The organism is Synechococcus sp. CBW1004 (assembly GCF_015840715.1).
Taxonomy (GTDB): Bacteria; Cyanobacteriota; Cyanobacteriia; order PCC-6307; family Cyanobiaceae; genus Cyanobium.
In genome coordinates this window covers 3,072,396-3,097,393 of record NZ_CP060397.1, presented here as the reverse complement: position 1 = coordinate 3,097,393, position 24,998 = coordinate 3,072,396, and the positions used below count along the sequence as shown (strand labels likewise).

General features: G+C 59.8%; 17 protein-coding genes. 7 read left to right on the top strand and 10 right to left on the bottom strand.

All coding sequences use genetic code 11. The features are described from left to right. Positions 1-162 precede the first annotated feature (162 nt). On the bottom strand, positions 163-2,844 hold the full coding sequence (locus H8F25_RS14665) for a TIGR03960 family B12-binding radical SAM protein (RefSeq protein WP_197213930.1): 2,682 nt from the start codon (positions 2,842-2,844) through the stop codon (positions 163-165). 243 nt (positions 2,845-3,087) lie between these two features. Between H8F25_RS14665 and H8F25_RS14660 the strand changes: the two genes are divergently transcribed. After that, the gene (locus tag H8F25_RS14660) at positions 3,088-4,320 is read left to right on the top strand and encodes an LL-diaminopimelate aminotransferase (RefSeq protein WP_197211038.1); all 1,233 of its coding nucleotides are present in this window, start codon (positions 3,088-3,090) and stop codon (positions 4,318-4,320) included. A gap of 20 nt (positions 4,321-4,340) precedes the next feature. On the opposite strand, the gene H8F25_RS14655 is transcribed toward H8F25_RS14660, so the two are convergent. From H8F25_RS14655 to H8F25_RS14645, 3 genes are all read right to left on the bottom strand, one after another. Next, on the bottom strand, positions 4,341-6,446 hold the full coding sequence (locus H8F25_RS14655; RefSeq protein ID WP_197211037.1) for an alginate lyase family protein: 2,106 nt from the start codon (positions 6,444-6,446) through the stop codon (positions 4,341-4,343). Positions 6,447-6,472: 26 nt separating this feature from the next. Beyond that, positions 6,473-7,750, bottom strand: a complete 1,278-nt coding sequence (locus H8F25_RS14650) for a hypothetical protein (protein ID WP_197211036.1) — start codon at positions 7,748-7,750, stop codon at positions 6,473-6,475. Between the two features lie 1,013 nt (positions 7,751-8,763). Continuing rightward, on the bottom strand, positions 8,764-9,402 hold the full coding sequence (locus H8F25_RS14645; RefSeq protein ID WP_197211035.1) for a sulfotransferase family 2 domain-containing protein: 639 nt from the start codon (positions 9,400-9,402) through the stop codon (positions 8,764-8,766). A 248-nt stretch (positions 9,403-9,650) separates the two neighbouring features. On the opposite strand from H8F25_RS14645, the gene H8F25_RS14640 reads away from it, so the two are divergent. The 5 genes from H8F25_RS14640 to H8F25_RS14620 all read left to right on the top strand — a co-directional run bounded on the left by H8F25_RS14640 (position 9,651) and on the right by H8F25_RS14620 (position 15,294). Further along, positions 9,651-10,316 carry a YkgJ family cysteine cluster protein gene (locus H8F25_RS14640; protein ID WP_197211034.1) on the top strand — a complete coding sequence of 222 codons (666 nt, stop codon included), beginning with the start codon at positions 9,651-9,653 and terminating at the stop codon, positions 10,314-10,316. Between the two features lie 158 nt (positions 10,317-10,474). Then, positions 10,475-10,813 (top strand): ATP-dependent Clp protease adapter ClpS, encoded by a 339-nt coding sequence (gene clpS, locus H8F25_RS14635; RefSeq protein ID WP_231596882.1) that lies wholly within the window; start codon positions 10,475-10,477, stop codon positions 10,811-10,813. A gap of 4 nt (positions 10,814-10,817) precedes the next feature. Further along, positions 10,818-11,675: a CPBP family intramembrane glutamic endopeptidase gene (locus H8F25_RS14630; protein ID WP_231596881.1), complete on the top strand. Its 858-nt coding sequence runs from the start codon at positions 10,818-10,820 to the stop codon at positions 11,673-11,675. 86 nt (positions 11,676-11,761) lie between these two features. Continuing rightward, positions 11,762-12,361: a zeta toxin family protein gene (locus tag H8F25_RS14625; protein WP_197211033.1), complete on the top strand. Its 600-nt coding sequence runs from the start codon at positions 11,762-11,764 to the stop codon at positions 12,359-12,361. A 167-nt stretch (positions 12,362-12,528) separates the two neighbouring features. Continuing rightward, positions 12,529-15,294 carry a glycosyltransferase family 2 protein gene (locus tag H8F25_RS14620; RefSeq protein ID WP_197211032.1) on the top strand — a complete coding sequence of 922 codons (2,766 nt, stop codon included), beginning with the start codon at positions 12,529-12,531 and terminating at the stop codon, positions 15,292-15,294. A gap of 361 nt (positions 15,295-15,655) precedes the next feature. On the opposite strand, the gene H8F25_RS14615 is transcribed toward H8F25_RS14620, so the two are convergent. The 5 genes from H8F25_RS14615 to cofG form a co-directional block, all read right to left on the bottom strand. Next, positions 15,656-16,858 carry an HlyD family secretion protein gene (locus H8F25_RS14615; protein ID WP_197211031.1) on the bottom strand — a complete coding sequence of 401 codons (1,203 nt, stop codon included), beginning with the start codon at positions 16,856-16,858 and terminating at the stop codon, positions 15,656-15,658. Beyond that, the gene (locus H8F25_RS14610) at positions 16,855-19,014 is read right to left on the bottom strand and encodes a peptidase domain-containing ABC transporter (RefSeq protein ID WP_197211030.1); all 2,160 of its coding nucleotides are present in this window, start codon (positions 19,012-19,014) and stop codon (positions 16,855-16,857) included. The genes H8F25_RS14615 and H8F25_RS14610 overlap by 4 nt, the downstream gene beginning before the upstream one ends. A 202-nt stretch (positions 19,015-19,216) precedes the next feature. Further along, positions 19,217-19,996 (bottom strand): class I SAM-dependent methyltransferase, encoded by a 780-nt coding sequence (locus H8F25_RS14605; RefSeq protein ID WP_197211029.1) that lies wholly within the window; start codon positions 19,994-19,996, stop codon positions 19,217-19,219. Positions 19,997-20,102: 106 nt separating this feature from the next. Further along, positions 20,103-21,674, bottom strand: a complete 1,572-nt coding sequence (locus H8F25_RS14600) for a photosystem II high light acclimation radical SAM protein (RefSeq protein ID WP_197211028.1) — start codon at positions 21,672-21,674, stop codon at positions 20,103-20,105. 98 nt (positions 21,675-21,772) lie between these two features. Continuing rightward, a complete protein-coding gene (gene cofG, locus H8F25_RS14595) occupies positions 21,773-22,807 on the bottom strand; it encodes a 7,8-didemethyl-8-hydroxy-5-deazariboflavin synthase subunit CofG (RefSeq protein WP_197211027.1) in 1,035 nt (344 codons plus the stop codon). Positions 22,808-23,213: 406 nt separating this feature from the next. Here cofG and psbA point away from each other — a divergent pair, with 406 nt between their 5' ends. Then, positions 23,214-24,293 carry a photosystem II q(b) protein gene (psbA, locus tag H8F25_RS14590; protein ID WP_197210420.1) on the top strand — a complete coding sequence of 360 codons (1,080 nt, stop codon included), beginning with the start codon at positions 23,214-23,216 and terminating at the stop codon, positions 24,291-24,293. A gap of 305 nt (positions 24,294-24,598) precedes the next feature. Here the strand turns inward: psbA and H8F25_RS14585 are convergent, their stop codons facing one another. Next, a complete protein-coding gene (locus H8F25_RS14585; protein WP_197211026.1) occupies positions 24,599-24,844 on the bottom strand; it encodes a hypothetical protein in 246 nt (81 codons plus the stop codon). Between the last annotated feature and the right edge of the window lie 154 nt (positions 24,845-24,998).

The following is a 24,998-nucleotide window of genomic DNA, read 5'->3' as shown; positions in this document are numbered from 1 at the left end:
CTGGCTGAGAGCACAGCCCTGAGGCCGGTCTCTGGAGCCGGATCCCGTCAGGCATGAACACGAATCGGAAGAAACTGATCCGATCAGACCTGAGCGGAATGGTCACTCAGGAATCCCTGTTGAGGGATAGTCCCAGGACCGATCATCCGTCTTGGTGGCAAGTTAGCACGAGCGCAGCACCAGGCTCCGGCGCTGCACCTGCGTGGGCTCCAGCGGGATCGCCAGGCGCTCACCGAGCCACTGGGCGATCTGCTCGGGGCGCAGGCTGCGCCCGGCCGGATCGACAGCAGCCTCCAGATCCAGCCGGAGAGAGGGCGAGCTCGAACCGGTCGGGCCTTCTCCGCTGCGGCTGAGTTGCAGCAACGCCGGGCGACAGTCACGGCTGCGGGGACGCCCCTTCTTGTCGGTGTCGTTCCAGATCAGCGCATCGGACTGGAGCAGGTCCGCAATCGCCCCGTCCCAGCCATCCTGCGCCGGCCAGGGGCCTACCGCGGCTGCCGGAGCCTGCAGCAGGAAACGCCACTGTGCCCGGATCACCTCCTGGGACAGGCTGGGCGCCGACACCGGCACCGCTGACACCGACAGCAGCTGGAACTCCTCGGGCAGCTCGGCCTGCAGGGCACGGCGCGTCGCCTGCGGATCGAGCCGCTCCGGGAGCTCGGTGAACTCCAGGTCGAACCATTCCCCCAGGCCCTCCACACCCAGGGGCAGCGAGAGGGCGAACTGCAGCCGCGGCAGGGGATGGAAACCGCCTGAGAAGCTCACCGGCAGAGCGCTGCGACGCAGAGCCCGCTCCATCAGCCGCACGCTGTCGAGATGGCTGATACGCGCCAGCGAGCCCGTACGCGAGAAGCCGAAGCGCAACCGGCTGACCCGCTCGCTGGCCGGAGCGCGCGCCGGCAGCGCCGGTGGCACCGGCGGCGGCGGGATCACGACGTTGTGGCCCAGCTCCGGACCGCAGACGCCGCAGTGGCTGCAGCCGTCGAAGGAGCAGTCGGGCACCACGACCGCCGCCAGGGCCCGCTCCAGATCCTCGGCCAGCCAGGCCTTGTCGACGCCGCTGTCGATGTGGTCCCAGGGCAGGGGCTGACGGCAGAAGGCGGCGCGCTGCTCCGGGTCCATGGTCTCGGTGGAGCCCCAGCCGCCCATCTCCAGTTCGCGGTAGCGACCGCCCAGGCCGGCCTCCTCCATCGCGGTGGTCCAGGCGGTGTGGGTGCGCTCCGCCGATTCGAACCAGGCATCCAGACCGGCTCCCGCCCGCCAGGCGGCCTCGATCACCGGCGCCAGGCGACGATCGCTGCGACCGATGAAGTCCTCCACCGCCGAGAGGCGCACATCGGTGAAGTTCACCTTGATCCCCCGCAGCTGGCGCAGGGCCTGGCGCAGCAGCTCCTGGCGACGCCGGAACTCGGCGGTGCTGACGCTGTGCCACTGGAACGGCGTGTGAGGCTTGGGGGTGAAGTTGCTGATCGTCAGATTCAGCTCCAGCCGGCCGATGTCACGGCACTGCTGCTGCAGCGAGCGGCAGGTGTCGGCGATGCCCAGCACGTCGGCGTCGCATTCGCCGGGCAGGCCGATCATGAAATAGAGCTTGACCTTGCGGTAGCCGCTCTCCATGGCGGTGCGGATGCCCCGCAGCAGCTCCGCGTCGGTGAGGCCCTTGTTGACGATGTCGCGCAGCCGCTGGGTGCCGGCCTCGGGGGCGAAGGTGAGGCCGGCGCGGCGGGTTCCGCCGAGGATGTGGGCGATGTCGCTGTCGAAGCGGTCCACCCGCTGACTGGGCAGGGTGAGGCTGACGTTGCTCTCCGCCAGGCGGTTGCGCAGCTCCACCCCCACCGCCGGCAGGGCCAGGTAGTCGCTGCAGCTCAGCGACAGCAGCGAGAAGTCGCTGTAGCCGGTGCGGCGCATCCCTTCCTCCACCGCCTCGATCACCGCCTCGGGCTCCACGTCGCGGGCGGGGCGGGTGAGCATGCCGGGCTGGCAGAAGCGGCAACCGCGGGTGCAGCCGCGGCGGATCTCCACCGTCAGCCGGTCATGCACGGTTTCGATGTGCGGCACCAGGCCCATGGCGTAGTGCGGCATCGGCGTGGCCGTGCGCCGCAGGATCCGCCCTGGCAGGCCAGGCTCAAGCGGCTCGATCGTCACCCCGTCGGCGCCGGGCGCGTAGAGCGAAGGCACATAGACGCCCGGCACCTGGGCCAGGTCGCGCAGCAGCTCGCGGCGGCTCAGCCCGGATGAGCGTGCCTCCGCCACCACGAGGCCGATCTCCGGCAGGAGCTCTTCGCCGTCGCCGAGAGCGAAGAAGTCAAAGAAGGCGGCGTAGGGCTCCGGGTTGCTGGTGGCGGTGGGGCCGCCGGCAAAGATCAGCGGCGGCGCCTCGGAATGATTCAGCGGCAGGTCACCCCGATCGGCGGCGCGGAGCGGAATCCCGGCCAGATCCAGCATCGCCAGGATGTTGGTGGCGCCCAGCTCATAGCTCAGAGAGAAGCCGAGGATGTCAAAGGCCGGCAGCGGCATGCGGCTTTCGACCGCGAACAGGGGCGTGTGGGTGAGGCGCAGGCGCTCGGCAAGATCCGGCGCCGGCAGGTAGCTGCGGTCGCACAGCTGGCCGGGAACGCTGTTGAGGATCGAATAGAGAATGATGTGGCCGCTGTTGCTCGCGCCCACCTCGTAGATCTCTGGATAGGTGAGGCACCAGCGCACGCCGGCGGCAGGCCAGGCCTCTCTCCAGTCGCGGGCGAGCACACCGCGCTCATTGCCGAGATAGCGGGCCGGCTTCGACATGTGGCGGTCCACCACGACGTTGAAGTCGATCGGGGCATGGCCGGCCGGGACAGATCTCATATCGGAGCGGCCTGCGTCGGCGCTGAGCGGGGTCAAGGTCACGGCAGCCGCGGCGGCACTGGCTCGATCGTATGCAGCCAGAGCAGGCCCAGCCGATCGGCCCGTTGGATCTGGCCCGCAGAGCCTGGTCCGGTATCTGGGTGCGGCCTCCCGTGGAGGCCGGTGCCGCGATTCAGCCGCCAGCGGCACCGCCGCCATAGGACAATCCGGCGATCCGACTGCGCGCACGGCGCCCGCCCCTCCATGGTCCAGGTCAACGGCAACTACCTCAAGCTCAAGGCGGGCTACCTGTTCCCCGAGATCGCCCGGCGCGTCAAGGCCTTCAGTGAGGCCAACCCGGACGCCGCGATCATCCGCCTGGGCATCGGCGATGTCACCGAGCCACTGCCGCAGGCCTGCCGGGACGCCATGAAGGCGGCCGTCGATGAGATGGGCACCCGCGAGGGGTTCCACGGCTACGGGCCGGAGCAGGGCTACCTGTGGCTGCGCGAGGCCATCGCACAGCACGACTTCCAGGCGCGCGGCTGCCAGATCAGCGCAGAGGAGATCTTCGTCTCCGACGGCAGCAAGTGCGACAGCGCCAACATCCTCGACATCCTGGGCGAAGGCAACCGCATCGCCGTCACCGACCCGGTGTATCCGGTGTACGTGGACAGCAACGTGATGGCAGGGCGCACCGGCGACGCCGATGACGCCGGCCAGTACGGCGGCCTCACCTACCTGCCCATCAACGCCGCCAACAACTTCACCGCCCAGATCCCCACGCAGAAGGTGGATCTGATCTACCTCTGCTTCCCCAACAACCCCACCGGCGCCGTCGCCACCCGGGAGCAGCTCAAAGCCTGGGTGGACTATGCCCGCGCCAACGATGCCCTGATCCTGTTCGACGCCGCCTACGAGGCGTTCATCCAGGATCCATCGCTGCCCCACTCCATTTATGAGATCGAGGGAGCGCGGGAGTGCGCGATCGAGTTCCGCTCCTTCTCGAAGAACGCCGGCTTCACCGGCACCCGCTGCGCACTCACCGTGGTGCCCCGCGGCCTGATGGGCACAGCAAGCAACGGCGAGAAGGTGGAGCTGTGGGGCCTGTGGAACCGCCGCCAGTGCACCAAGTTCAACGGCGTCAGCTACATCGTGCAGCGCGGCGCCGAAGCGGTGTATTCAGCCGAGGGCCAGGCCCAGGTGAAGGCACTGATCGGCTTCTACATGGAGAACGCAGCAATCATCCGCCGCGAACTGAGTGCCGCCGGGCTGCAGGTGTACGGCGGTGAGCAGGCCCCCTACGTCTGGATCAGGACGCCCGAGGGCGTGGATTCCTGGGGCTTCTTCGATCTGCTGCTGAGCAAGGCCCACGTGGTGGGCACCCCCGGAAGCGGCTTCGGTGCCGCCGGTGAGGGGTATTTCCGTCTCTCGGCGTTCAACAGCCGCGACAACGTTCTGGAGGCGATGCGGCGCGTGCAGGCGGCGCTGGGCTGAAGCGGCAACTCCATCCAGAGTCACTGAGGTATGCCCGCCCGGCTGCATAATGTCCAGAAGGGGGGCAGACCGGTGCTGGCATCAGCCAGCGGAGGCAGGTCCGGAGCCACGACGGAGCTGACCGCCGGCTGAATCTGCACCTGCATGGCGGCCAGCCACGAGCGCGCACTCACCCCCGCATGGGACGATTGCTCCTCAGGCAGATGCCGGTGGGCATAAGCAAAGGCCATGACGAGGGCGACACCATTGCTGTCACGGAACGCCATCAGGTCGCGGCCCAGTGCGGTGGTGATCACCACCAGATTTGACCAGGCCTGCAGATTGAACAGATGCTCATGGCTGAGAGGCACTCCGGATGGAGCGGATCGGGGCGAACCATCAGGCCGGAACTGACGGTCCAGAAGCCCTGGAAGATTGTCAAAAACCTGGCAGGCCACATTCAGTCGCCCGCGATAGGAGGCGATTGCCAACATCAGCAAGTGATACCACGTTGAGGCTGACCGGCCAGAATTAGCCTGGAGGAACACAGCGCTTTCACTGGCAAGCCAGGCAAGAAAAGCATCAAACCAAGCATCAAGCTGCTGACGCTCAGCGAGCGTAAAACAACCCGCTTCCAGGAGGAGCGAAAGAGCGTCGATCAAAGGGAAGAAATCCCGGAAGTCCAGAGCCGCATCAAGAACGCTGCGCGCTGGTTCAGACCCAGATAGGCGTGCATAAGCACCATCAGGAATCATCGCCGTAGCCGGCTCAAGAAACCATGCTCGAACCAAACGCACAGCATGCCGACGCGACTCTTGATCATCATTAAGATGCGAATCAAGCGCCAAGGTACAGACACAGTCGACCATCAACTGCAGACGCGTTCGATCGTAGTTCTGGCTGACATCACCGGCAACAGGAAATAAAACACCGCTCAGAACACCGCGCTGAATGGTGCTTTCACTGCCGGCCAGACTCTGCCAATGAGGCACGGCATTCACATACTGGCGCTCTGGCAGCCCAGCCAAGTTTGCAGGCTTGTCAGTGACGCTGAGGGGAGGAACGGCCCTGGCGTTCGCGGCGAATGCCTGCAGGCCGGGAATCAACTCCTTCGCGGCCGCCAGTCCGTGCCAGCAATGGAGTGGCTGGGAATCTAGGGCCTCTCGAACCAGCTTCATGTCAATCCTGCGTGCGCTCAGGCGGGCATTCTCGCGGCGCTCTTCGGAATCCCCAGGCGGATGGGGAGGCAGCCGATACACCCAACCGGCCTGCACAAGCCGGCCGCGATCCGGCACAGGTGTGATATCGAAGCCCGACCAGTTAACGACATCGGGCTCCTCATGCAACCAGGGACCGGGGAGCCCCAGGCGCCGCAGAAGATCCGTGTCGACCTCGCCGATCTCGTCCAGACCGGCGTTGTAGGGCACCTCCGAGGGACCGAGGAATCCGAGCAACGGCAATCCATCCGCAAGGGGCGGCTGGCTTGTGCCACACAACAGGGATTGCCTATCATCCAGAAGGCTGGAGGGCACCGCCAGATAGGCGAGCTCAGGCAGATCCAGCAAAGGACGAATCACATGCCAGGCATCTGAAGTCAGGAAGCAGCAACCATCCCAAGGGAAAACCCAGCGCGCAAGCGGGGCAGCGAGGCGAAGAGCATGATTGCGAGCCTCATTGAGGTTAAAGAGATAGCGAGTTTTGCGCCGGGCCACATAAGCAAGAATCTGCCCCTGGAATTCGGAGTCGAGCTCACGGAAAGACTCACTCCAAGGATGACAATCTTCCGGCACACTGCCAATGTCCGTCCAGCAGGCTGCGTAAGCCTGAGGCTCAAATGGGATCTCATCCCAGGGCTGCTGATGCCGATCGAGCAGCGCAACGATCTGTTCCCTCAGCTCTGAATCGGGGAGACGATGCAGCAGCCAACGCTTCTGCAGGCCGCGATGAGCAGGCTCATGCTCGAGGATGAATGCCAGCTGATCCAGGAGGCCTTCATCCGGATCGGCTCCGTCATGGGCAGCCCCAAGGATACGGAACAGAACAGCGACAGGATTTTGTTCTGCCTGGCGCTGGCCATCAGCGATCGCAGGTGAAGAGTGGGGCGAGAAGAACCGACGCAAGGTGGAACGAAAACGACGGTCGGGCATCGGGGGAACTGCGAGAGTGTGCAGACTCAGACGGGGGCCAGCAGGCGTGAACGGTTGAGATTGATGGTGACAGTATCCGTAACCATGGGAGATGACGGCTGCTCAGGAAGCGGCGCCCGTGAGGACGTGACGTCGGATGCGTCCGGGCGGCTGTCCAGTTGTTGCAGGCAGTGTTCCAACATTTCCTGGGCACAGGAGAGCTCCTCCATCAAGATGGCGTTGTCACGGCGGAGGTCATCAAGCTCACCCATGGCCTGCCTGGAACTCTGAAGTTCAGATCGCAGGATGTCCAACTCCTGCCAAGCTGCGTCGAGTGTGACTAGGCGGGCCTGAAGGCCCTGAAATTCACCGTCAAGTCCCCTCAGGCGTTCCACCTCGCCACGCAAGGCCTCCAGCTCCCGCTCACGGTCCGCCAGCTGCTGGCAGCTCAAACGCGCCTCCTCAAGCTCTGGCTCCAGACCCCTCAAACGTTCCACCTCGCCACGGACGGCCTCCAGCTCCCGCTCACGGTCCGCCAGCTGCTGGCAGCTCAAACGCGACTCCTCAAGCTCTGGCTCCAGACCCCTCAAACGTTCCACCTCGCCACGGACGGCCTCCAGCTCCCGCTCACGGTCCGCCAGCAGCTGGCAGCTCAAACGCGCCTCCTCAAGCTCTGGCTCCAGACCCCTCAAACGTTCCACCTCACCACGCAAGGCCTCCAGCTCCCGCTCACGGTCCGCCAGCTGCTGGCAGCTCAAACGCGACTCCTCAAGCTCTGACTCCAGACCCCTCAAACGTTCCACCTCGCCACGGACGGCCTCCAGCTCCCGCTCACGGTCCGCCAGCTGCTGGCAGCTCAAACGCGCCTCCTCAAGCTCTGGCTCCAGACCCCTCAAACGTTCCACCTCGCCACGGACGGCCTCCAGCTCCCGCTCACGGTCCGCCAGCTGCTGGCAGCTCAAACGCGCCTCCTCAAGCTCTGGCTCCAGACCCCTCAGGCGTTCCACCTCGCCACGGACGGCCTCCAGCTCCCGCTCACGGTCCGCCAGCAGCTGGCAGCTCAAACGCGCCTCCTCAAGCTCTGGCTCCAGACCCCTCAAACGTTCCACCTCACCACGCAAGGCCTCCAGCTCCCGCTCACGGTCCGCCAGCTGCTGGCAGCTCAAACGCGCCTCCTCAAGCTCTGACTCCAGACCCCTCAAACGTTCCACCTCACCGCGCAAGGCCTCCAGCTCCCGCTCACGGTCCGCCAGCTGCTGGCAGCTCAAACGCGCCTCCTCAAGCTCTGACTCCAGACCCCTCAAACGTTCCACCTCACCGCGCAAGGCCTCCAGCTCCTGACGAGCAGCAGCCAGCGCGGGTTCCAGTTTTGCTAACTCAGCTTGCCTGGAAAGTAGTTGTTCTGCGGCAAGCAGCTTGGAAGCGGACTCCTGATGCAGCCTGACCAGCCGCTCCCAAGAGGCGGCAGGGTAAATCCACTGTTGATGACCATCACCAAAGGGCTCCAACTGGATTCTGCCTTCACAGCGAATCCGCACCATCGGAGTATCAACAATCGGTAGCGGGCGGATGTGGCGCAGTGTCAAGACGTGGAGCAAAAAAGACTCCGGATGGAAAGGCCTCGCAGAAACGCGGAGGTAATCACGGATAAGATTCACCCTCTGAGCGTAGGAATAGGCCGCATCACCCGAAGAACAAACAGCAAAACGATCATTGACCCCATCCCAACGATGCCAGGATGGAACGACTGCGACGCCACGATCCAGCCCATAAGAATTGACACCTGGGCGAGTTGACAACCCAGAAAAGATAGCTTCCCAAGGCAGAGACGAAAGAATGTCTAAATCCGGCCTCAGGAATATGACTGGGCGATCCAAGTCGGCCTCGGGGATCATTTCGTATGCAATACGCAGGCTCGTCAGAGCCCTGACAGCATTACAAACAGAGCCGGAAGGAGCCCCTGCCCCCTCCAGACAAGCATCACCGAAAAGATCGCCGGGAGCCAGAATAGCCTGCCAATCAACAATGGCGTCGATGGTTTGCTGATCAACGTAACGAATCGATGCGTCGGAGAGAAGCTCTGCCTCAGTGCGTTCAGGCAAAACTTGCATTTCTCCTGTACGCACATTGACCACAGGAGCAGAGGGCCTGACAAAACAAGCATACAGGCGAACAGAGACACCCAGGTCACGAAGGGGCACCAGCACCCGTCGACGTAACGATTCGATCGTCAGACTGAGAGAGCGATTGAGGCCGAATAAACAAAGGTTGACACCGGCAGGTATAGAAGCAGAAGAATCAGAAGGCATTGAAAGGAAGCAGGGAAAAGGTGGACAGGTCAATCACAACAAGAGGCAAGAAGATCGTAGTCCCTACGGTAGAAATCCTCAATGTAAGGACGCAGCGCCTCAAACTGATCACGCAACGGAGATTGGTGCTCAGTCTGCTTCAGACGAGGCAACACAACAGGAACACCATCAGGATCATGAGCTCCTGGAATCGGAAAAGCATGGCCGAGGCATTGGCGAAGAGCCTTCGCCAACCCCTCAGACTCCAATCGATAAAGGCTTGCACCCTCAAGCACAAAGTCGGACTGAGGACGAATGTGATTATCGAAGATGTAGGGGTCCCGGAGGCAAGAGTCAATCACAAAAGCAGTCCACTCCGCAGGGCGCATTGAAGTCATTCCCTGGTGAGATTGCCAGCGGTATTCAGACATAAACCGCTCAAAGGGATCCCTGAAGACGGCAACAATATGAGCGAAACAGTCACGTTTGAACATCCAATCAAGAATTTCGGCATGCCAATGCTGAGGAGAACAACGCGCAAATGCCAATGCATCGGCATGCAGTCCCCGAATGCTATACAACTCCCGCCATCCACAAGACACCATCACAGATGAAAAGCTACTCCCACCTGCCTTGGGAACGTGGACAAACAGAACCGGCCGTTGGTCCTGCTTGAGGAAAACAGGCATTGGAGGACATGAAAGCATGCATCAATGTAGGCCATTCGAGCTGGCCGAGCAACGCGACGGACGGCAGAGATAACTCAGGATTCAAAAGCTTGTCCACCTGATAGCAAGCGAGACATGCGAAAGAAGTAGAATGAATGGAGGCTCTAAACGTCGCAACGCCCCAATCTGCTCACATGACTAGGAGACAGGTGATTGACCCAAGCCGCCAGCCCAGAAACGCAGAAGGACCCGACAGAGACAATGACCACATGCAGGCTGACAATCAACCTCCCTTAAAACCAGCGATGACAACGCAACAACAGCTGGGGGAGGACGACCAGCACAGCCCTCAAGACAGGGGTCATGCAGAATCGATCCACGAACAACAACATCACACCCATGAGAGTACGTTCTCGGAGCCCTTGCATGTTTGCGAGGCCTGCGGCTTCTGCTGCGATGGAACCCTCTTCGATCGGGTAGAAGTCAGTTCCAAGGAAAAGGAACGACTGCAGGACAAAGGAAAATTTTACACCAGGTCAAATGGCGAGATTCGCATGCGCCTCGGCTGCCAGTATCTCGGATCAGATGGTCGATGCGAGTGCTATCAGAAAAGACCCAGAAAATGCAGGTCGTACCAATGTGAGCTGTTGAAATCGGTAGAGGCGGGGATCACCTCCATGCAGGACGCAGTCAACATCGTTCGAGAGGCAAGGATGCTGCGCGACAAGTCAATCGAAGCCTCCCATGCCGCCGTTCGTGCAGGCGGTGGCACCATCGCAGGAACAGAAAATGTCAATCAGCTGATCAGACAGGTGGAAGAGCTTCTCAATCTCTCAGCACCCGTACCAGCGCCAGCCGTGGCACTGGCGAAATACCGTTATCGCTCCTTCGTGCACTGGATCAGGCTTTACATCAGGAACAACCACCTGCACTGACTCCGCGCCGAGTCAAACCATCAACAGCCTTTGGGCAGACCATCACGGCGACGGCGCAAAACCAGGGCCCAGCAACTGGGGCTGCGCTGCGTCATGCGAGTGACCCTTTAAGATGGCGGTCTGGATTGCAGATCCGAGACTCCCGTACCGTGAGCCTGATGAACGCAACTGACCAGGCATCCATGCCGCTCCGAGCAGCCAAAGAAGAATCCGGTGGCATCGCTGTCATCGAGAAGGAGCAGCAACGCACTCGCAAACCGTCTCCGCGTTACAAGGTATTGCTCCACAATGACCCCATCAACTCGATGGAATATGTGGTAGCCACTCTCAGGCAGGTTGTTCCCTCACTCAGCGAACAAGATGCGATTGCAGTGATGCTTGAAGCGCACAACACCGGCATTGGTCTGGTAATCATCTGTGACATTGAACCCGCAGAATTTTACTGCGAATCACTCAAGGCCAAGGGACTCACCAGCACGATCGAACCGGAAGCCTGAGTTGATGACAAAACGGGATGACCGTACCATGCATTCGCCGAAAGCGATTGGGGTTCGCTGGTGGAGTTCGGCGATCTATGTGCCACTGCTGTATGGCCTCGGCTGGCTGCTGTCGCGACCACTCCTCTGGTTCGCCCCGCAGCTCAAGCCTGATCAGGTTGATCTTGCTGGCGCTGTTCTGGCGCTGGTTCTGTTTCTCCTGACCTTACCCAGACGGCTGTATCTGGTCTGGGGCGAAAGAGAACCCTGGCGACGGCTCGGACTTGTGGGTGCACCATCGGTCTGCGTCAGAGCGCTGCTACGAGGCGGTCTGAAAGCCGCCGCGCTGCTTTTTGGGTTCGTCGCCATCCTCCTGCTCACGCATCTCGGCCGATGGGCAGGCGCTTGGGATATCGGCATTCTGGCCAATGCCATCGCTCTCGCTGCGGGTGTTGGATTCGCAGAAGAACTTTTGTTCCGGGGCTGGTTGTGGGGTGAGCTATCGCTCATGACCAGCAGCAATCGGGCCTTGGGACTGCAAGCGACGATCTTCGCGCTGCTGCATCCTTGGTACCAACACGAGGGTCTGCCGTCCGTCACGCTGCTGGGGGGACTGATCCTGCTTGGATTGGCCCTTGCCCTACAGCGCAGAGCTGACCAAGGGTTGCTGTGGGGAGCCGTGGGCCTGCATGGAGGGCTGGTAGGCGGGCTTTTTCTGCTGCAAAATGGGCTTTTGCAGCTTAACAACCAGGCTCCTGTCTGGCTTGTCGGTCCAGGGAATCCCAATCCCAATCCCGTTGGAGGGCTGATTGGATGGCTTGGGCTGCTCGTTCTGATCATGATCCGGCGCCCACACTGGCAGCATCCGGCTGAGGCCTCTTGATAGCCTTGGTCGCACCAAGGGCGACAATAAGGTCCGCCACAAGTAAACTTGGAGAGAGACAGAGGCAACTGATTTTCAGCATATCAATGGCAAGCTTGATTTTCCTGGCAGGCTACACAGGCAGTGGCAAGACAACTATCCTTAAGCAGTATACCGATCAAGCCTTGTGCATCAAAGGAGATTCATTACAAGCAGATGCCGCTCGGCGCGCCTTTCCATTCATTCGGAAGCCATATCTATATAGCTGGAGATCATGGCCGAAAGACCCAGCAACGATGCACCTTGAACTACTAATGTTCACGAGCCTGAACTCCATCTGCCCGAATGTCAGAGAACATCATGGCCATATTCTGGCCGAAGGAGCAGTATTTGCAAACGATTGGTTTCGCGAGGCATTGACGACAGCGCTTGCCGCCAATGGCAAGAGCTTCAAGGAAACCGATATTCACCTCCTCTACCTGCAACCCTCGCATGACGTGGTTTTTGCGAATATCAAGAAACGCCTCCTAAGCACATCCGGCCGCGAGAACGAACGGCAAAAGATTAAAACGATTGAGGATGTAGAAGCGGGACAGTACTCCTACGAAAAAGCGATAACAGGTACAAAGTGGAAGCGCTACGCAAGCAGCGATGCCGTGCACACGGAAATCGCCACGATCTTCAACTGCAGCGTCACAAGGTCATGAACTCGTAAATTATGGAGTGAAACCACTAGGCATACGTGGTCATGCGTAAAGCTCCTCAACGCTGATCTCAGCGACCAGCGCAGGCATAAGTCGCCTCGCAACCGTTTCACACAAGCAGAAGATGGCTACAGTGAGGCGGTGATGACAATCCAAAGTCCAAAGACCGCATGCAAGAAACAGACAGGCTTGCCGACGTCGTTATGCCATCATATTTAACTCCGCTCGTCAGCATCTGCACCGTCACCTATGAACGGCAAGCGCTGCTGCCGCTGCTGGAACAGTCTTTAATCCTGCAGGACTATCCACAGGCAAATCTTGAGTGGATCATTATTGATGACAGCCCTAACGGGCCCACCACGTTTGGCTTTACAGACGCCATAAAATCAGGAGTCAAGGTCCGCTATTACTATTTAGAGCAACGCTTAGAGCTTGGAGCCAAGCGCAATCTGTCTCATGAATACTGTAGAGGAGAGTTCATCGTCTACATGGATGATGATGATTACTATCCTCCCACCCGGGTCTCGCATGCGGTGACCGCATTGCAGAACAGCGAATGCCTGATTGCTGGCTCCAGCGAACTGCCTCTGCTACTGCTCCCAGAATGCTCGACATGGATGATTCATGCGTTTGGCTCCGGGCATGCCACGGGCAACACGCTGGCCTTTCATCGCAGCTATCTCACCAACCATGCCTATGAAGCCGGGGCAACACATGCCGAGGAGGCATATTTTTTAGACAATTTTAGTGTCCCAATGGTGCAGCTGGAGCCTCTCAGGACAATTACCTGCATTGGCCATAGTCGGAACACGGTGGACAAGCGGCGTTTCCTAACATCAACTCATGGCGAAGGGATTTCTCGCGTTCACACTCGGAAAGGTCACTTCGTCCCCGAGAAGTTTCTGCTTGACTACACCCAAGCACTCGCTGAAATCGAGGATCGCCATCAACATGGCATTCTCACAAAAAGTTTAGTCGCAAACAACGAGCAGACATCTGCGACATACTCAGATGATCTCAAGGACAGTCCTCGCGTGGCTGTCATAACACCCTATTACAACGAGGATCTTGCGATCCTGAAGCGATGCCATCACAGCGTGCTGGCACAAACCATCCCTTGTTGCCATTTTCTTGTGGCGGATGGGCAAGGACGCGAGGAGCTCGAAGCACTGAACTGCCGCCACATCCGCTTGGGTGGCATGGGCCACAACGACAACGGCAACACGCCTCGCAGCATTGGTGCCCTTTGTGCGATGAATGAAGGCTTCACCTGCATTGCCTACCTTGATGCCGATAACTGGTTTCTCCCCGATCACCTGGAGTCAGCGATCAGAGTTCAACGTGAAACCGGTTGTGAGATCGTTTTTACTGGCCGCGAAGTGGCTTTCCCTGATGGCGAGTTGTTGCCCCAGCTTGATGAAGAAGATCTGAGTCGTAGCCATGCAGATACGAGTTCTGTGGTGGTTTTTGAACCCGCGTTTCGCTCCTTGAGTCTATGGGCGCAAATGCCACGCGAACTTGGCCCCTTTTGTGATCGCGTCGCATTTAACTATCTCACATCACACTTCAGATGCGCCTGGAGTGATCACTCAAGCGTGGTGTTTGAGACTTGGTATTGGGGTCACTTCACAGCTGCCGGGCATTTACCACCAGCCAATGCGAAGTTTCTACATGCCAGGTCCCTAGAGGAATGGCAGAAAGTGAGTGATCGCTTCCGCCACAGATCACACACTCCATTTCTGCCAAGCTCGTTGCCCGAGAGTCCCAAGAAAACGAGACTGAATTTGATTTCTATTCTGGGGCCTGTTGGTTGTGGCGCTCACCGACTACAGCGTGACCTCTGCCATCACATCACTTTTTTTGGCCTGCCTCCCAACAACTTTTTGTATCGCTGGTACCAAGCTTTTGGTGGTGATTGCCTGGATCGTCATTCATCGACCACGATCCTCAATCGGCTGCGGCAACTTGAAAAGCGAGACAAAGCGAGCAGAGATTGGCGGCTTGATCCTTTAATTGATGCGGGTTTAGCTCTAAGCCCGAATCGCACTTTCACCGCTCTGGAAGCCTATTTCAGACTGGTTCAGGCCACCATGCCTGCACGATGCCGGAGCTTCAGTCGCATCAACGGAGTCTCCAATCTGATTGAGAGAAGCAGTTCAGCAGCCTATGCTGCCCAGCTCTTGTTTGAACTGTTACCAATGCATCGCGCTCTGTTGGTGATTGGCGATCCAATTGATCAGATCACCCGGCTCAACTCAGTCGCCAAAGCGCAGGCGTTGATGAGCGGCATACCATGCCTGACGATCGAAGAGCTTTGTGATCAATACCTGGAAGCCTTGATACAACCGCTACAAGCAGCTCCGATCGGGCAACTTCTGATCGTCAGACAAGAAGCTTTCAATCAAGACCCTACAGGTTCGCTTCGTCATGTGGCAGATTGGCTTGGCTTGAAGACACCTGAATGGCCGAAGGGATTAAAGCGACGAATCGACACATTGGGCGCCGTGAATACTGTTTATATGAATGAGTTGGAGACGATTAAACAACAAGTTGAACAGGATATTCATCTTGACGAGCGCTTCTCGGTTCAGGGAAGCTACGCAGAATGGTGGGGTGACCTTGACGCCAAGATGGAAGTCGCCAAGGGGGGCCAAGCTACAGAATTACAGCTTTCAGATGCTGACTCTCATCACGTGAGATCTTCCTTTGCACCTCTGCTTCAACTCCTTGAGGCAACCGCTTTGGATGAAGATCCAGAACTGACGGAGCCAGATCTGTCACTGGCGGAGATCGCCAAATCAGAAGATGAATTTTCGCCATCGCGGAACACATCCCACCAGAAGGTGCTCACCCTCTGCAAACTTCTACAAGACCGATGGCACGATTCTGAAGAACATCTTTTCGGAATTCGAAACAACCAGCGCCAAAATGGTTAGAATCGATACCAAGCCTCCCACAAGCACCTTGGGGGCATGGGAATTCCATCTTGGCTCCGACAACAGCTGCGATGCCCAACGCGCGCTGGTGCTAAGATAAACTAGGAGTGAGAGCGTTCAAGGGACCAACTTGAGCGTTACAAACCGCACACAACACAACAAGGAGTCACCATGGGCGATTTTGCTCAATTGAATGATAACGAAGCCGAGCTGCTCAGCGGTGGCGGTTCTAAGCGTCCTAAAAAAGGCAAGGACAGCAGTGGCAACAAATCCAAGAAGTGACTCAGCGGCCAGCGAGACTTTTTCCGCCAGCCATTAAATTGACCTCTTCTGAATGCGGGGGGAGTTGGGATGTTTTATCCTAGCTCCCCGTTACTATTCGCGCTTTTCTCAGCAAAAACATCAGCATTGCCTCATTGCGGATGGTGATATCAGCGCTTAGATCCATGCCAATTTTCAGCTGGCATCGCAGTCCTGTATTGGCCACCAAGTATGTTTTATCTGGCTGCAGTCTCACTTCATATCCTGAATTAGCAGGTAGTTGTTGATTGACTGACTGTTTATTCATCTCTGTCCCGAGAGCATCAGGAGCAATTGATGTCACTTTTGCTTTGAGGACACCGAAGTCGGGGTGTGGGCAGCCCGTGATTTTAAGAATTGCAGGTTGACCTACTTTTACATTGGATATTTCCTCGCTTTGGACAATGGCCTTGATGACCAGATTAACGTCTTTAGGAGCGATACTCGCTATCGGTTGACCTATTGAAATCGTCTGGCCTGGGCTTCTTACATCCAGTTTAAAAACAGTTCCACGTATGGGTGAGCGCACTTGAGTATAGCCGAGATCTCTCCGGATCTTGGCAGCGCTGGCTTCTTGCGTAACCAAGTCTCGCTTGAGTTGAGCTTCAAGATTATTACTGCGAGACTGTATTTCTCCTAATAACTTTCTCGACTTGTCAAAACCCGCCTTGGCAATATTATAAGCGGCTTCTCGCTCTTCGAGCTGTTGAATGGAAGCAGCACCAGTCGCCATCAGACCACGAAAGCGCCGATACTCTGATTCTGCCAACTTAAGCTGTGCACGGTTCTTTTCAACCTCTACAAGAGCAGCGCCGTACTCAGCTTCGGATTGGCCAGCTAGGGACGCGGCTTGGATCGAAATCTGCTTAATATTATTGTCGATTTCTTGGAGCCTAGCTTGCATATCTGATTGATCCAATGTAACCACAACTTGACCAGCATCAATGGCCTGATTTGTGGAAACATTGATACTGTGCAGCCTCCCCTCAAAAGGTGAGTTAATGACACTGAGCTCACCAGCTGGTCGGATATTACCGACTGCTCTGACAACGACCCTGTAAGGGCATACAGCCATAAATGCAATGGCCGCCAAAAAGCCCGATACCATCATCAGGCTTGAAATTTTCATCCAGGGCTGAATTGAGGGGATATATTCGTCGAATTTCAGTTCTGCCAAGCCTTCTTCGTCGCGAAGCGTTAACCGTCCTGGGATGGTCGCAGGCGTGATGTCCTGAAGTTCAACGGAATCAATGTTCTGATTCATGATTTGAGCAGAAATTGAGCCAGGGAAGATCGTTGTTTCATATCACTTGGTCTGCCTTGATATTTAATACCTCCTTTCTCAAGATAAATGACCCAATCACATTGCAGAATTAGGTTAGGACGATGGCTGATCAAAACATTGGTACACCCCTCACGATGGGAGAATAGATTGGCTAGGAATTTACCTTCCAGCACAGGATCCATTGCCGAAGTCGACTCATCCAGGATCAGAATTGATGGATCAGCAATTAGGGCTCTAGCAACGGCTAATCTCTGCTTTTGCCCCCCCGAAAGGTTGGCACCAAACTCACCCAGAATCGTATGATAGCCGTCGGGGAGCTCGCAAACAAAATCGTGGGCCAAGCAAATCTCGCAGGCTCTGACGATCTGATCATAGCTGACTTTTGGATAACTGAATTTAAAGTTATCGAGAATTGATCGATTAAAGAACTGAGTATCTTGTGGCACCAAGCAGATCTGCTGACGCAAACAATCGAGGGCGATATCCTTCTGGCCATAAGGACCAAATTGGACAATGCCCTTTTGCGGCTCACATAGACCTGCCAGCAACTTAGCCATGGTGCTTTTGCCACAACCTGATTCACCGACCAACGCCGTCGTCATTCCACCCGGGATTTCTAGATTTAGTCCACGGATCAACTCAACCCGTCCGGGATGTGAAAAGCTGACTCTTTTACAAGTAATTGGAGCATTTGGAGGCAGATCAATCCAAACCTTTTTGTCAGGGTTTACTTCTTCAGGCTTGCCATCCAGCACCTCGGAAAGGCGTCCAAAGATTAGATTTCCATTGATATACTTTGCCGCAAAGTTTGAGAGATCCGTCAAGAAAGCAAGTACATTAGAGCTCATCCCATTAAAGGCAAGCAATTGACCAATGCTCAGCTTGCCGCTCAGAACAAAGCTGCTGCCATAAATCAGCAGACCAAGATGAACGATGGCGTTTAATGTTTCACTGATTGTACTGCTGGCCACAGATAGATTTAGGCTTTGCCAACTCAACCGCGATATGGCTCCGAAATTGCCCTGATATTCTTGCCATGCTTGCGGAGTAGCGTCAGTTGTCTTAAGCACTTGAGCTCCTCGAAACATCTCGACTAGAAAGCCCTGATTCTGAGCGTTCTTAACAATAACTCGACGAGCCTTATCGCGGATTGCAGGCAAAAACGATATATCGATTAGAATGATTACAGCAAAAAGGCAGACTGCCATCAACGTCATTGATGGCGAATAAAAAATCATCACAACGAGTGAGATCGCGGCAATAAAGAATTGACTGGGCAGTCCAACGAACGCAAAGCTAAGAATCTCATTCATGCGCCCGATGTCACTGATGCGACTAAGAATCTCGCCGCTACGGTGCGTTTCAAAGTAGGCAAGCGGCATTTGAAATAGCTTGCGTCCGTACAGCAAGATCACATTGAGCTCGATTCGTTCGGTGAAGTAGCCAAACATCTTGCTCTGAATATAGTCAAGTATGGCTCGAAAGCCAAGTAGGATCATCATGCCGATCGCCAGGCTACTGAGGAAGCCGGCATCTCTCCTGACCAACACATCGTCGGTTAGCAGCTGCATGAGGATCGGCATGCCCAGGGCCACGATGCCGATGACAATGTTGATCAGTAGGGCATTGAGGAGCAATCCACTTAGAGGCTTCACATATTTGATGATCTTGCGATAGCTACTACGAATGCGAGGATCATCGGGCTGCGAGTTGAGCCTCAGATAATCGGGGTCGAGCAGCAGCAGCACACCATTGGTCCAGGAGGCAAGAAACTCTTGTCGCGAGATCCACCGCACACCAACCGCCGGATCAGCGATGACCACTTTATTGCGGAAAACACCATATAAAACCACCCAATGGTCTCCTTTCCAATGGCAGATTGCAGGGAGCTCAATTTTATGAAGATCAGAAAAAATATCTTGCTTGACCTCAGCTCGTACCGCCCGACAATTAAATCCGAGCGAATCAGCACCTCGGCGAAGGCCAAGCAGGGTGGTCCCGTTCACGCCAGTACCCACAAGCTCCCGCACACGCGACAAGGGAAACCGCTTGCCGTAATGCAGAGCAATGGTTGCCACACAGGCAGCACCACAATCCTCCTCCGAATATTGTTCAATGCACACGAAGCGCGGCATGGGCTCTGGATGGATGGAATGAATGAGCTGAAACCTATCCTATCCGCGCTGCGCCGATTGTCATTGCTGCCGTTCTTGAGCTTGCACCGCGATCGGGCCTGATGACGTCGGCATCGAGCCACAGTTGAAGATCACAGCCAGACAACTGCAGAACCTCCAGAAGCTGCACCTCGCGTGCAGCTCCCGCTGCCGAGCCAGCGGATCAAACGGCGCGCTGCAGCACCGCCAACCGCTCAGCGCAATGGCGCCCTGCCCAGATCCAAGCAATCCGCCAACCTGCCGCCTGCGCCATGGCCGTGAACGCGTCACGCGCAGCGGGGAAGTCACTGCTCGTCAGGTGGTCGATCACATGGTCCTGCAGGGCCGTCTCCAGCCCTGTCCACTGGGTGCGGATGCGGCGCACATAACGCTCCAAGTAGGCCGGACGCTCCTCTCCCGGCTCCCGGAACACATCACCGATCAGCAGCAGCCCCCCCTCGGCCAACCGGCCTTCGACCTGCTCGAGAAAACGCTGCTTGTCTCCATCGGCGAGGTGATGCAGGCCGAACAGACAACTGATCACGGCATGGCGCTCTCCCCGCTGCTCCGCCCAGCGCAGCAGGTCGTCCTGCACCCAATGGCAGGTCACCGTCCAGCCGGCCATGCGGGTGCGGGCCAGGGACAGGGCCGTGGCGGCCGCATCGACACCGGTGAAGGCGGCGAGGGGGAGCGAACGCAGCAGAGGCTCGAGGGTGGTGAGATCACCGCAGGCCAGATCCGCCAGGCTGAGCGGCGCCGGGCCCCAGCAGGTCACGAAGGCCTCGAGATGGCTCGCCAGGGCCCCGAGCAGGCCGGCGTGCTCCATCAGATCGGCTTCAACGACGCGGTGGTAGCTCTGCCAGCTTCGCTCGAACAAGGCGAGACTCTCCGGCGAGAGGTTGCGGGTGGCGGCTGGGCCGGCTGCGCTCCTGGCGGCGGCGTCTTCGAGGGTGTTGCTCTCCATGGGGGTCAGGCTCAGCGAACAGGGTGATGCTCAGCGAACAGCCAGTGGCTCAGCGAACAGCCGCTTGCCTAGCGAACAGCCGGAGGCCTAGCGAACAGCCGTTTGCTTAGCGAACAGCCGTGGCCAGGGCGCGGCGGCCCTCGACCGGGGCATGCAGGGCCTCCTCCAGCGGTGCCAGGCCGTAGTCGCGCTGCAGGAGATCCATCACCGTACGGCCGAAATCGGCGGGGTTGCGCTCGAAGGCCTCCAGACAGAGGCGACCGAAGGTGCTGCCCATCGGTTCGGGGTTCCAGAGCAGCTGGCGGGCGGTCCAGGGCATCATGCTCATCGGGTTGTAGCCCGGCTTGATCAGGCCCTGATCGAAGCCGTACTGCTCCAGATGGGTGTGGGGCTGCAGGCCGATGAAGAAGATCGCCGGCTCCACCTTGTCGGCCCCGAAGATGCGCTCGAGCTCACGGTGATAGGCCACCGTCTGGCGGATCGTCTCGGGCCGCTCGTCGATGACGTTGAAGGAGTAGTTCACCGACACGTGGTGGCGGAAGCCCGCTCGCGCCAGCATCCGGCAGCTTTCGAGCACGGTGCGCAGGTTGTAGCCCATGCGCATCTTGCGCACCAGCTCCTGGGAGCCGGAGGTGATGCCGATCTCGAAATACTCCATACCCGTGGCCACCATCAGCTCGGCGAGCTCGGCATCGAGGTTGTCGGCGCGGATGTAGGCCGCCCAGCGGATGTCATTCCAACCCTCGGCCTGGATCGCCCGCAGCAGCGCCTTGGCGTCCTCGATGTAGCGGCGCGCGGGAATGAACTGGGCATCGGTGAACCAGAAGCCGCGCACGCCCCGCGCATAGAGCTGCCGCATCTCCGCGATCACCTCCTCCACCGGGTTGACGCGCACCGCCTTGCCCTCCACCACGGTGTAGACGCAGTAACAGCAGTTGTGGGGGCAGCCCCGCTTGGTCTGCACGCCCACATAGAAGTCGCCGCCGTCGAGATACCAGTCGAGCTGGGGCCAGATCGAGGCGATATAGGTGTAATCGCAGGCGGTCTTCTCCATGCCGGCCGGCTGCTCGTGGATCAGCCCCGGCCGGGGAGCCTCACCGGCGAGGAAGCAGCGCTCCCGCTCCAGCGACTCACCGCGGATCAGCTTCTCGAGCAGCGGCTCTCCCTCGCCCACCGACACCACCGTGCCGGCAGGCAGCCTGCGGCCGAGCTGTTCATAGAACACGCTCACGGCACCGCCGCCGATGACGGCGCGGGCGTCCGGGTGGTGGCGGCGGGCCCACCGCAGACCGCGTCGCACCAGGGCCAGGTTGCGGTACAGCTCGCCGTAATAGGAGCCCATCAGGCGCAGGCCACCCAGGGCACCGCGCAGTCGCCGCAGCGGATTGCGGGCGTAGAACACCTCGAAGGAGTTCTGCAGCGGATTGCCGCCACGGCCATCCACCGGCGCATAGATCTGGATGTCGCGCCAGGAGAACACCAGCAGGGTCGGCCGGAAACGCTCCACCTCCCCCCTGAGCACCCGCTGCACATCGAGCAAGGGCACGGCGGCCAGATCGAGGATCCGCTGCGGCAGGCCCGGGAACTGCTTGTGCAGATGATCCGCCAGATAGATCGGGCCGATCGGGAAGATCGGATTGCAGGGCAGGCGTACCAGCAGCACCCGGTGGTCACTCATGGCCGGTGGCTTGCATTCGGGCTGGACGCTAACAACCATGCTCCGGCGCCTGAGGGGGCGGGCTTCCGGCCCCACGGAACGGATCGCGGCGCCAGGTCTCAGGCCTGACCCAACGCCGGAAGACGCTCGGCCAGGATCTCGCAGCGGCGCCGCAGCACAGGGGGGAGTCGCACCTGCCACCCCGGGTGCACACACAGGCGCGGCCGCAGCTGCCAGCCGGCGCGCTCCAGCAACGACTGCAGTGGCTCGATGCCGGGCTGGGGGTAGGCGGGGTTGATCACATCGTGGACATCGATGCCGCCGAGGTCGTCGATGCCGGCCTCCAGGGCCTGGGGCAGCCGCTCCAGGGGCCAGAGGTTGGGGGGCAGCTGCAGATGCACCTCAGCCGGCAGGATGCGACGGGCGGCCACGATCGTCTCCAGCAGCTCGCCGCAGCGACGATCATCGAGGAGCAGGGCCCTCTCGCCATGCGGCCGCCAGGGCTGCAGGATCACCTCCTGGAGGTGCCCCCAGCGGCGCTGCAACTCCGCCAGCAGCTTCAGAGCCCGCCGCCGATCGGCGTGTGTTTCGCCCACCCCCAGCAGCAGGCCGGTGGTGAACGGAATCCCGAGCCGCCCGGCCTGCTCGAGCTGGCCCAGCCGCGTGGCGAGGCGCTTGCTGGGAGCCTGCCGGTGCAGGGCGTCGTAGGCGGGGCCCAGCCCTTCGAGCATCAGACCCATCGAAGGGTTGAGGCGGCCGAGCGCCGCCATCTCGCGCAGCGACAGCGGTCCGGCGTTGGTGTGGGGCAGGCGTCCCACAGCCAGCGCCAGGCGCGAGAGAGCCAGGAGGCGGGCGAACCAGGCGGAGCGCCAGGGAGATCCCGGGGCCACTTCACCGCTGAGCAGCAGCACCTCGGCGGCCTGGGGGCGTTGCCTCAGCACCTGCCTCGCCTCGTGATCGCTGAGGGCATCCGCCAGGGGATCGCCCGGGTCGGGCGGCCGCCGGAACGAGCAGTAGCCGCAGGCGTTGAAGCAGCCGCGGCTGGGCACCAGCGTGACGCTCGGACTCCAGGTGACCGTGCGGCAGCGTCGCGCCGCCCCCAGGCCGCCGCAGCGCCCGCGATCGGGCACGGACAGGGATCCCGACGTGACCATGGCGATGCAGCGGTCACCACCAGCTTCGCGCCCGGGTTCGGCAGGCGAACGCAGCGACACAGACCGACCCGGCGGCCCCAGCGAGGGGAGCGGCGACCCGCGCGTCGGCAACGGCGCAGGTCCACCTGTTCTGGGCCACGGGCCACGGCCCCCCGGGTCAGGCCGCTGAGCCCATGCCCCAGGGCGTGCCGGAACGCCTCCGGAAGCGTCCACCGCCACCCATGCCCAGAGGCGGATCCGGGGCCTCCCGCCCCGCTCAGGAAATCTTCATGACGGCTCCTTCACAAACGCCGCAAAGATCCGTTACATTGCCGTCGGGCGGGAACCCGCCCCTTCATTCCCGTCTCTCTGTCTGCGTTCAGGTCTGTCCTGTCGCCGGCACCGGGGCACCACCTCAACCGTTCTCATGACCGCCACTCTCCAGCAGCGCTCCGGCGCTTCCGGTTGGCAGCAGTTCTGCGAGTGGGTCACCTCCACCAACAACCGCCTTTACGTGGGCTGGTTCGGCGTGCTGATGATCCCCTGCCTGCTGGCCGCCACCATCTGCTTCGTGATCGCCTTCATCGCTGCTCCCCCTGTGGACATCGATGGCATCCGTGAGCCCGTTGCCGGCTCGCTGATGTACGGCAACAACATCATCTCCGGCGCCGTTGTTCCTTCGAGCAACGCCATCGGCCTGCACTTCTATCCCATCTGGGAAGCCGCCAGCCTCGACGAGTGGCTGTACAACGGCGGTCCTTACCAGCTGGTGGTGTTCCACTTCCTGATCGGCGTCTACGCCTACATGGGTCGTGAGTGGGAACTCTCCTACCGCCTGGGCATGCGCCCCTGGATCTGCGTTGCCTACAGCGCCCCTGTGGCCGCTGCTTCGGCTGTGTTCCTGGTGTATCCCTTCGGTCAGGGCTCCTTCTCCGACGGCATGCCCCTCGGCATCAGCGGCACCTTCAACTACATGCTGGTGTTCCAGGCTGAGCACAACATCCTGATGCACCCCTTCCACATGCTGGGTGTGGCCGGTGTGTTCGGCGGCAGCCTGTTCTCCGCCATGCACGGTTCGCTGGTGACCTCCAGCCTGGTGCGTGAAACCACCGAGTCTGAGTCCCAGAACTACGGTTACAAGTTCGGCCAGGAGGAAGAGACCTACAACATCGTGGCTGCCCACGGTTACTTCGGTCGCCTGATCTTCCAATACGCCTCGTTCAACAACAGCCGCAGCCTGCACTTCTTCCTGGCTGCCTGGCCTGTGATCGGCATCTGGTTCACTGCCCTGGGCGTGAGCACGATGGCCTTCAACCTGAACGGCTTCAACTTCAACCAGTCGATCCTTGATTCGCAGGGTCGTGTGCTGAACACCTGGGCGGACATCCTGAACCGCGCTGGTCTGGGCATGGAAGTGATGCACGAGCGCAACGCTCACAACTTCCCGCTCGACCTGGCTGCTGCTGAGGCCACGCCTGTGGCGCTGACCGCTCCGGTCATCGGCTGATCCTCGGGATTTTTCCAACCCTCAACGCTCTGTTGAGCTCGGGCCCCCTCCTCGGAGGGGGCTTTTTCATGAAGTCAGTGCCAGCGAAGCGCTTCCCAGTCACTGGCTCTCAACCGCGGATGCCGGCCCCCACCCCAGCCCGGAGACGACGTCACGGCCAGCCGGAGGGAGATGCGGATCCGTGATGGCCACACATCAAAAAACGGCGAGCCCTGAGGAGTGTGCGCGATGCAGTCCTCAGCCTCAGGGCACTGCGATGTGCCATGCGCGACGTGCCATCAGGTCATGTATTCCGCAGCGGGATCTCAGGCCGCGACCTCTGGCGCACCCTCGAGGGGTGGGGAGGGAACCAGCACGAAGCGTTCCATGGCCTCCGTCGGCCAGCCGCGCAGCTTCATGTAGGTCTGCACACGCCGCGCCGCCACCTCCGGGCTGACCAGGCGAAGGGCAAGGGCCGGGTTGGAGCTGAAATGCCCGTTCACCGTCAACCAGCGCGGACGCCGGGTTCGTCCGCCAGCGAGGGTGATGCTCCAGTGGTTGATCCCGGCCATCTCCTGAGACGGACTTTCTACGCCACTGTGCCGGCAGATCCGGGGCCTTGCCAGGGGGAGGCGCGGAAGCCTGTCGCGGATCAGGACAGACTGGCGTCAGCCAGCCGGGGGAGCAACCGGTGTCCAGCAGTGACCCGAACCCGCGGAAAGAGCC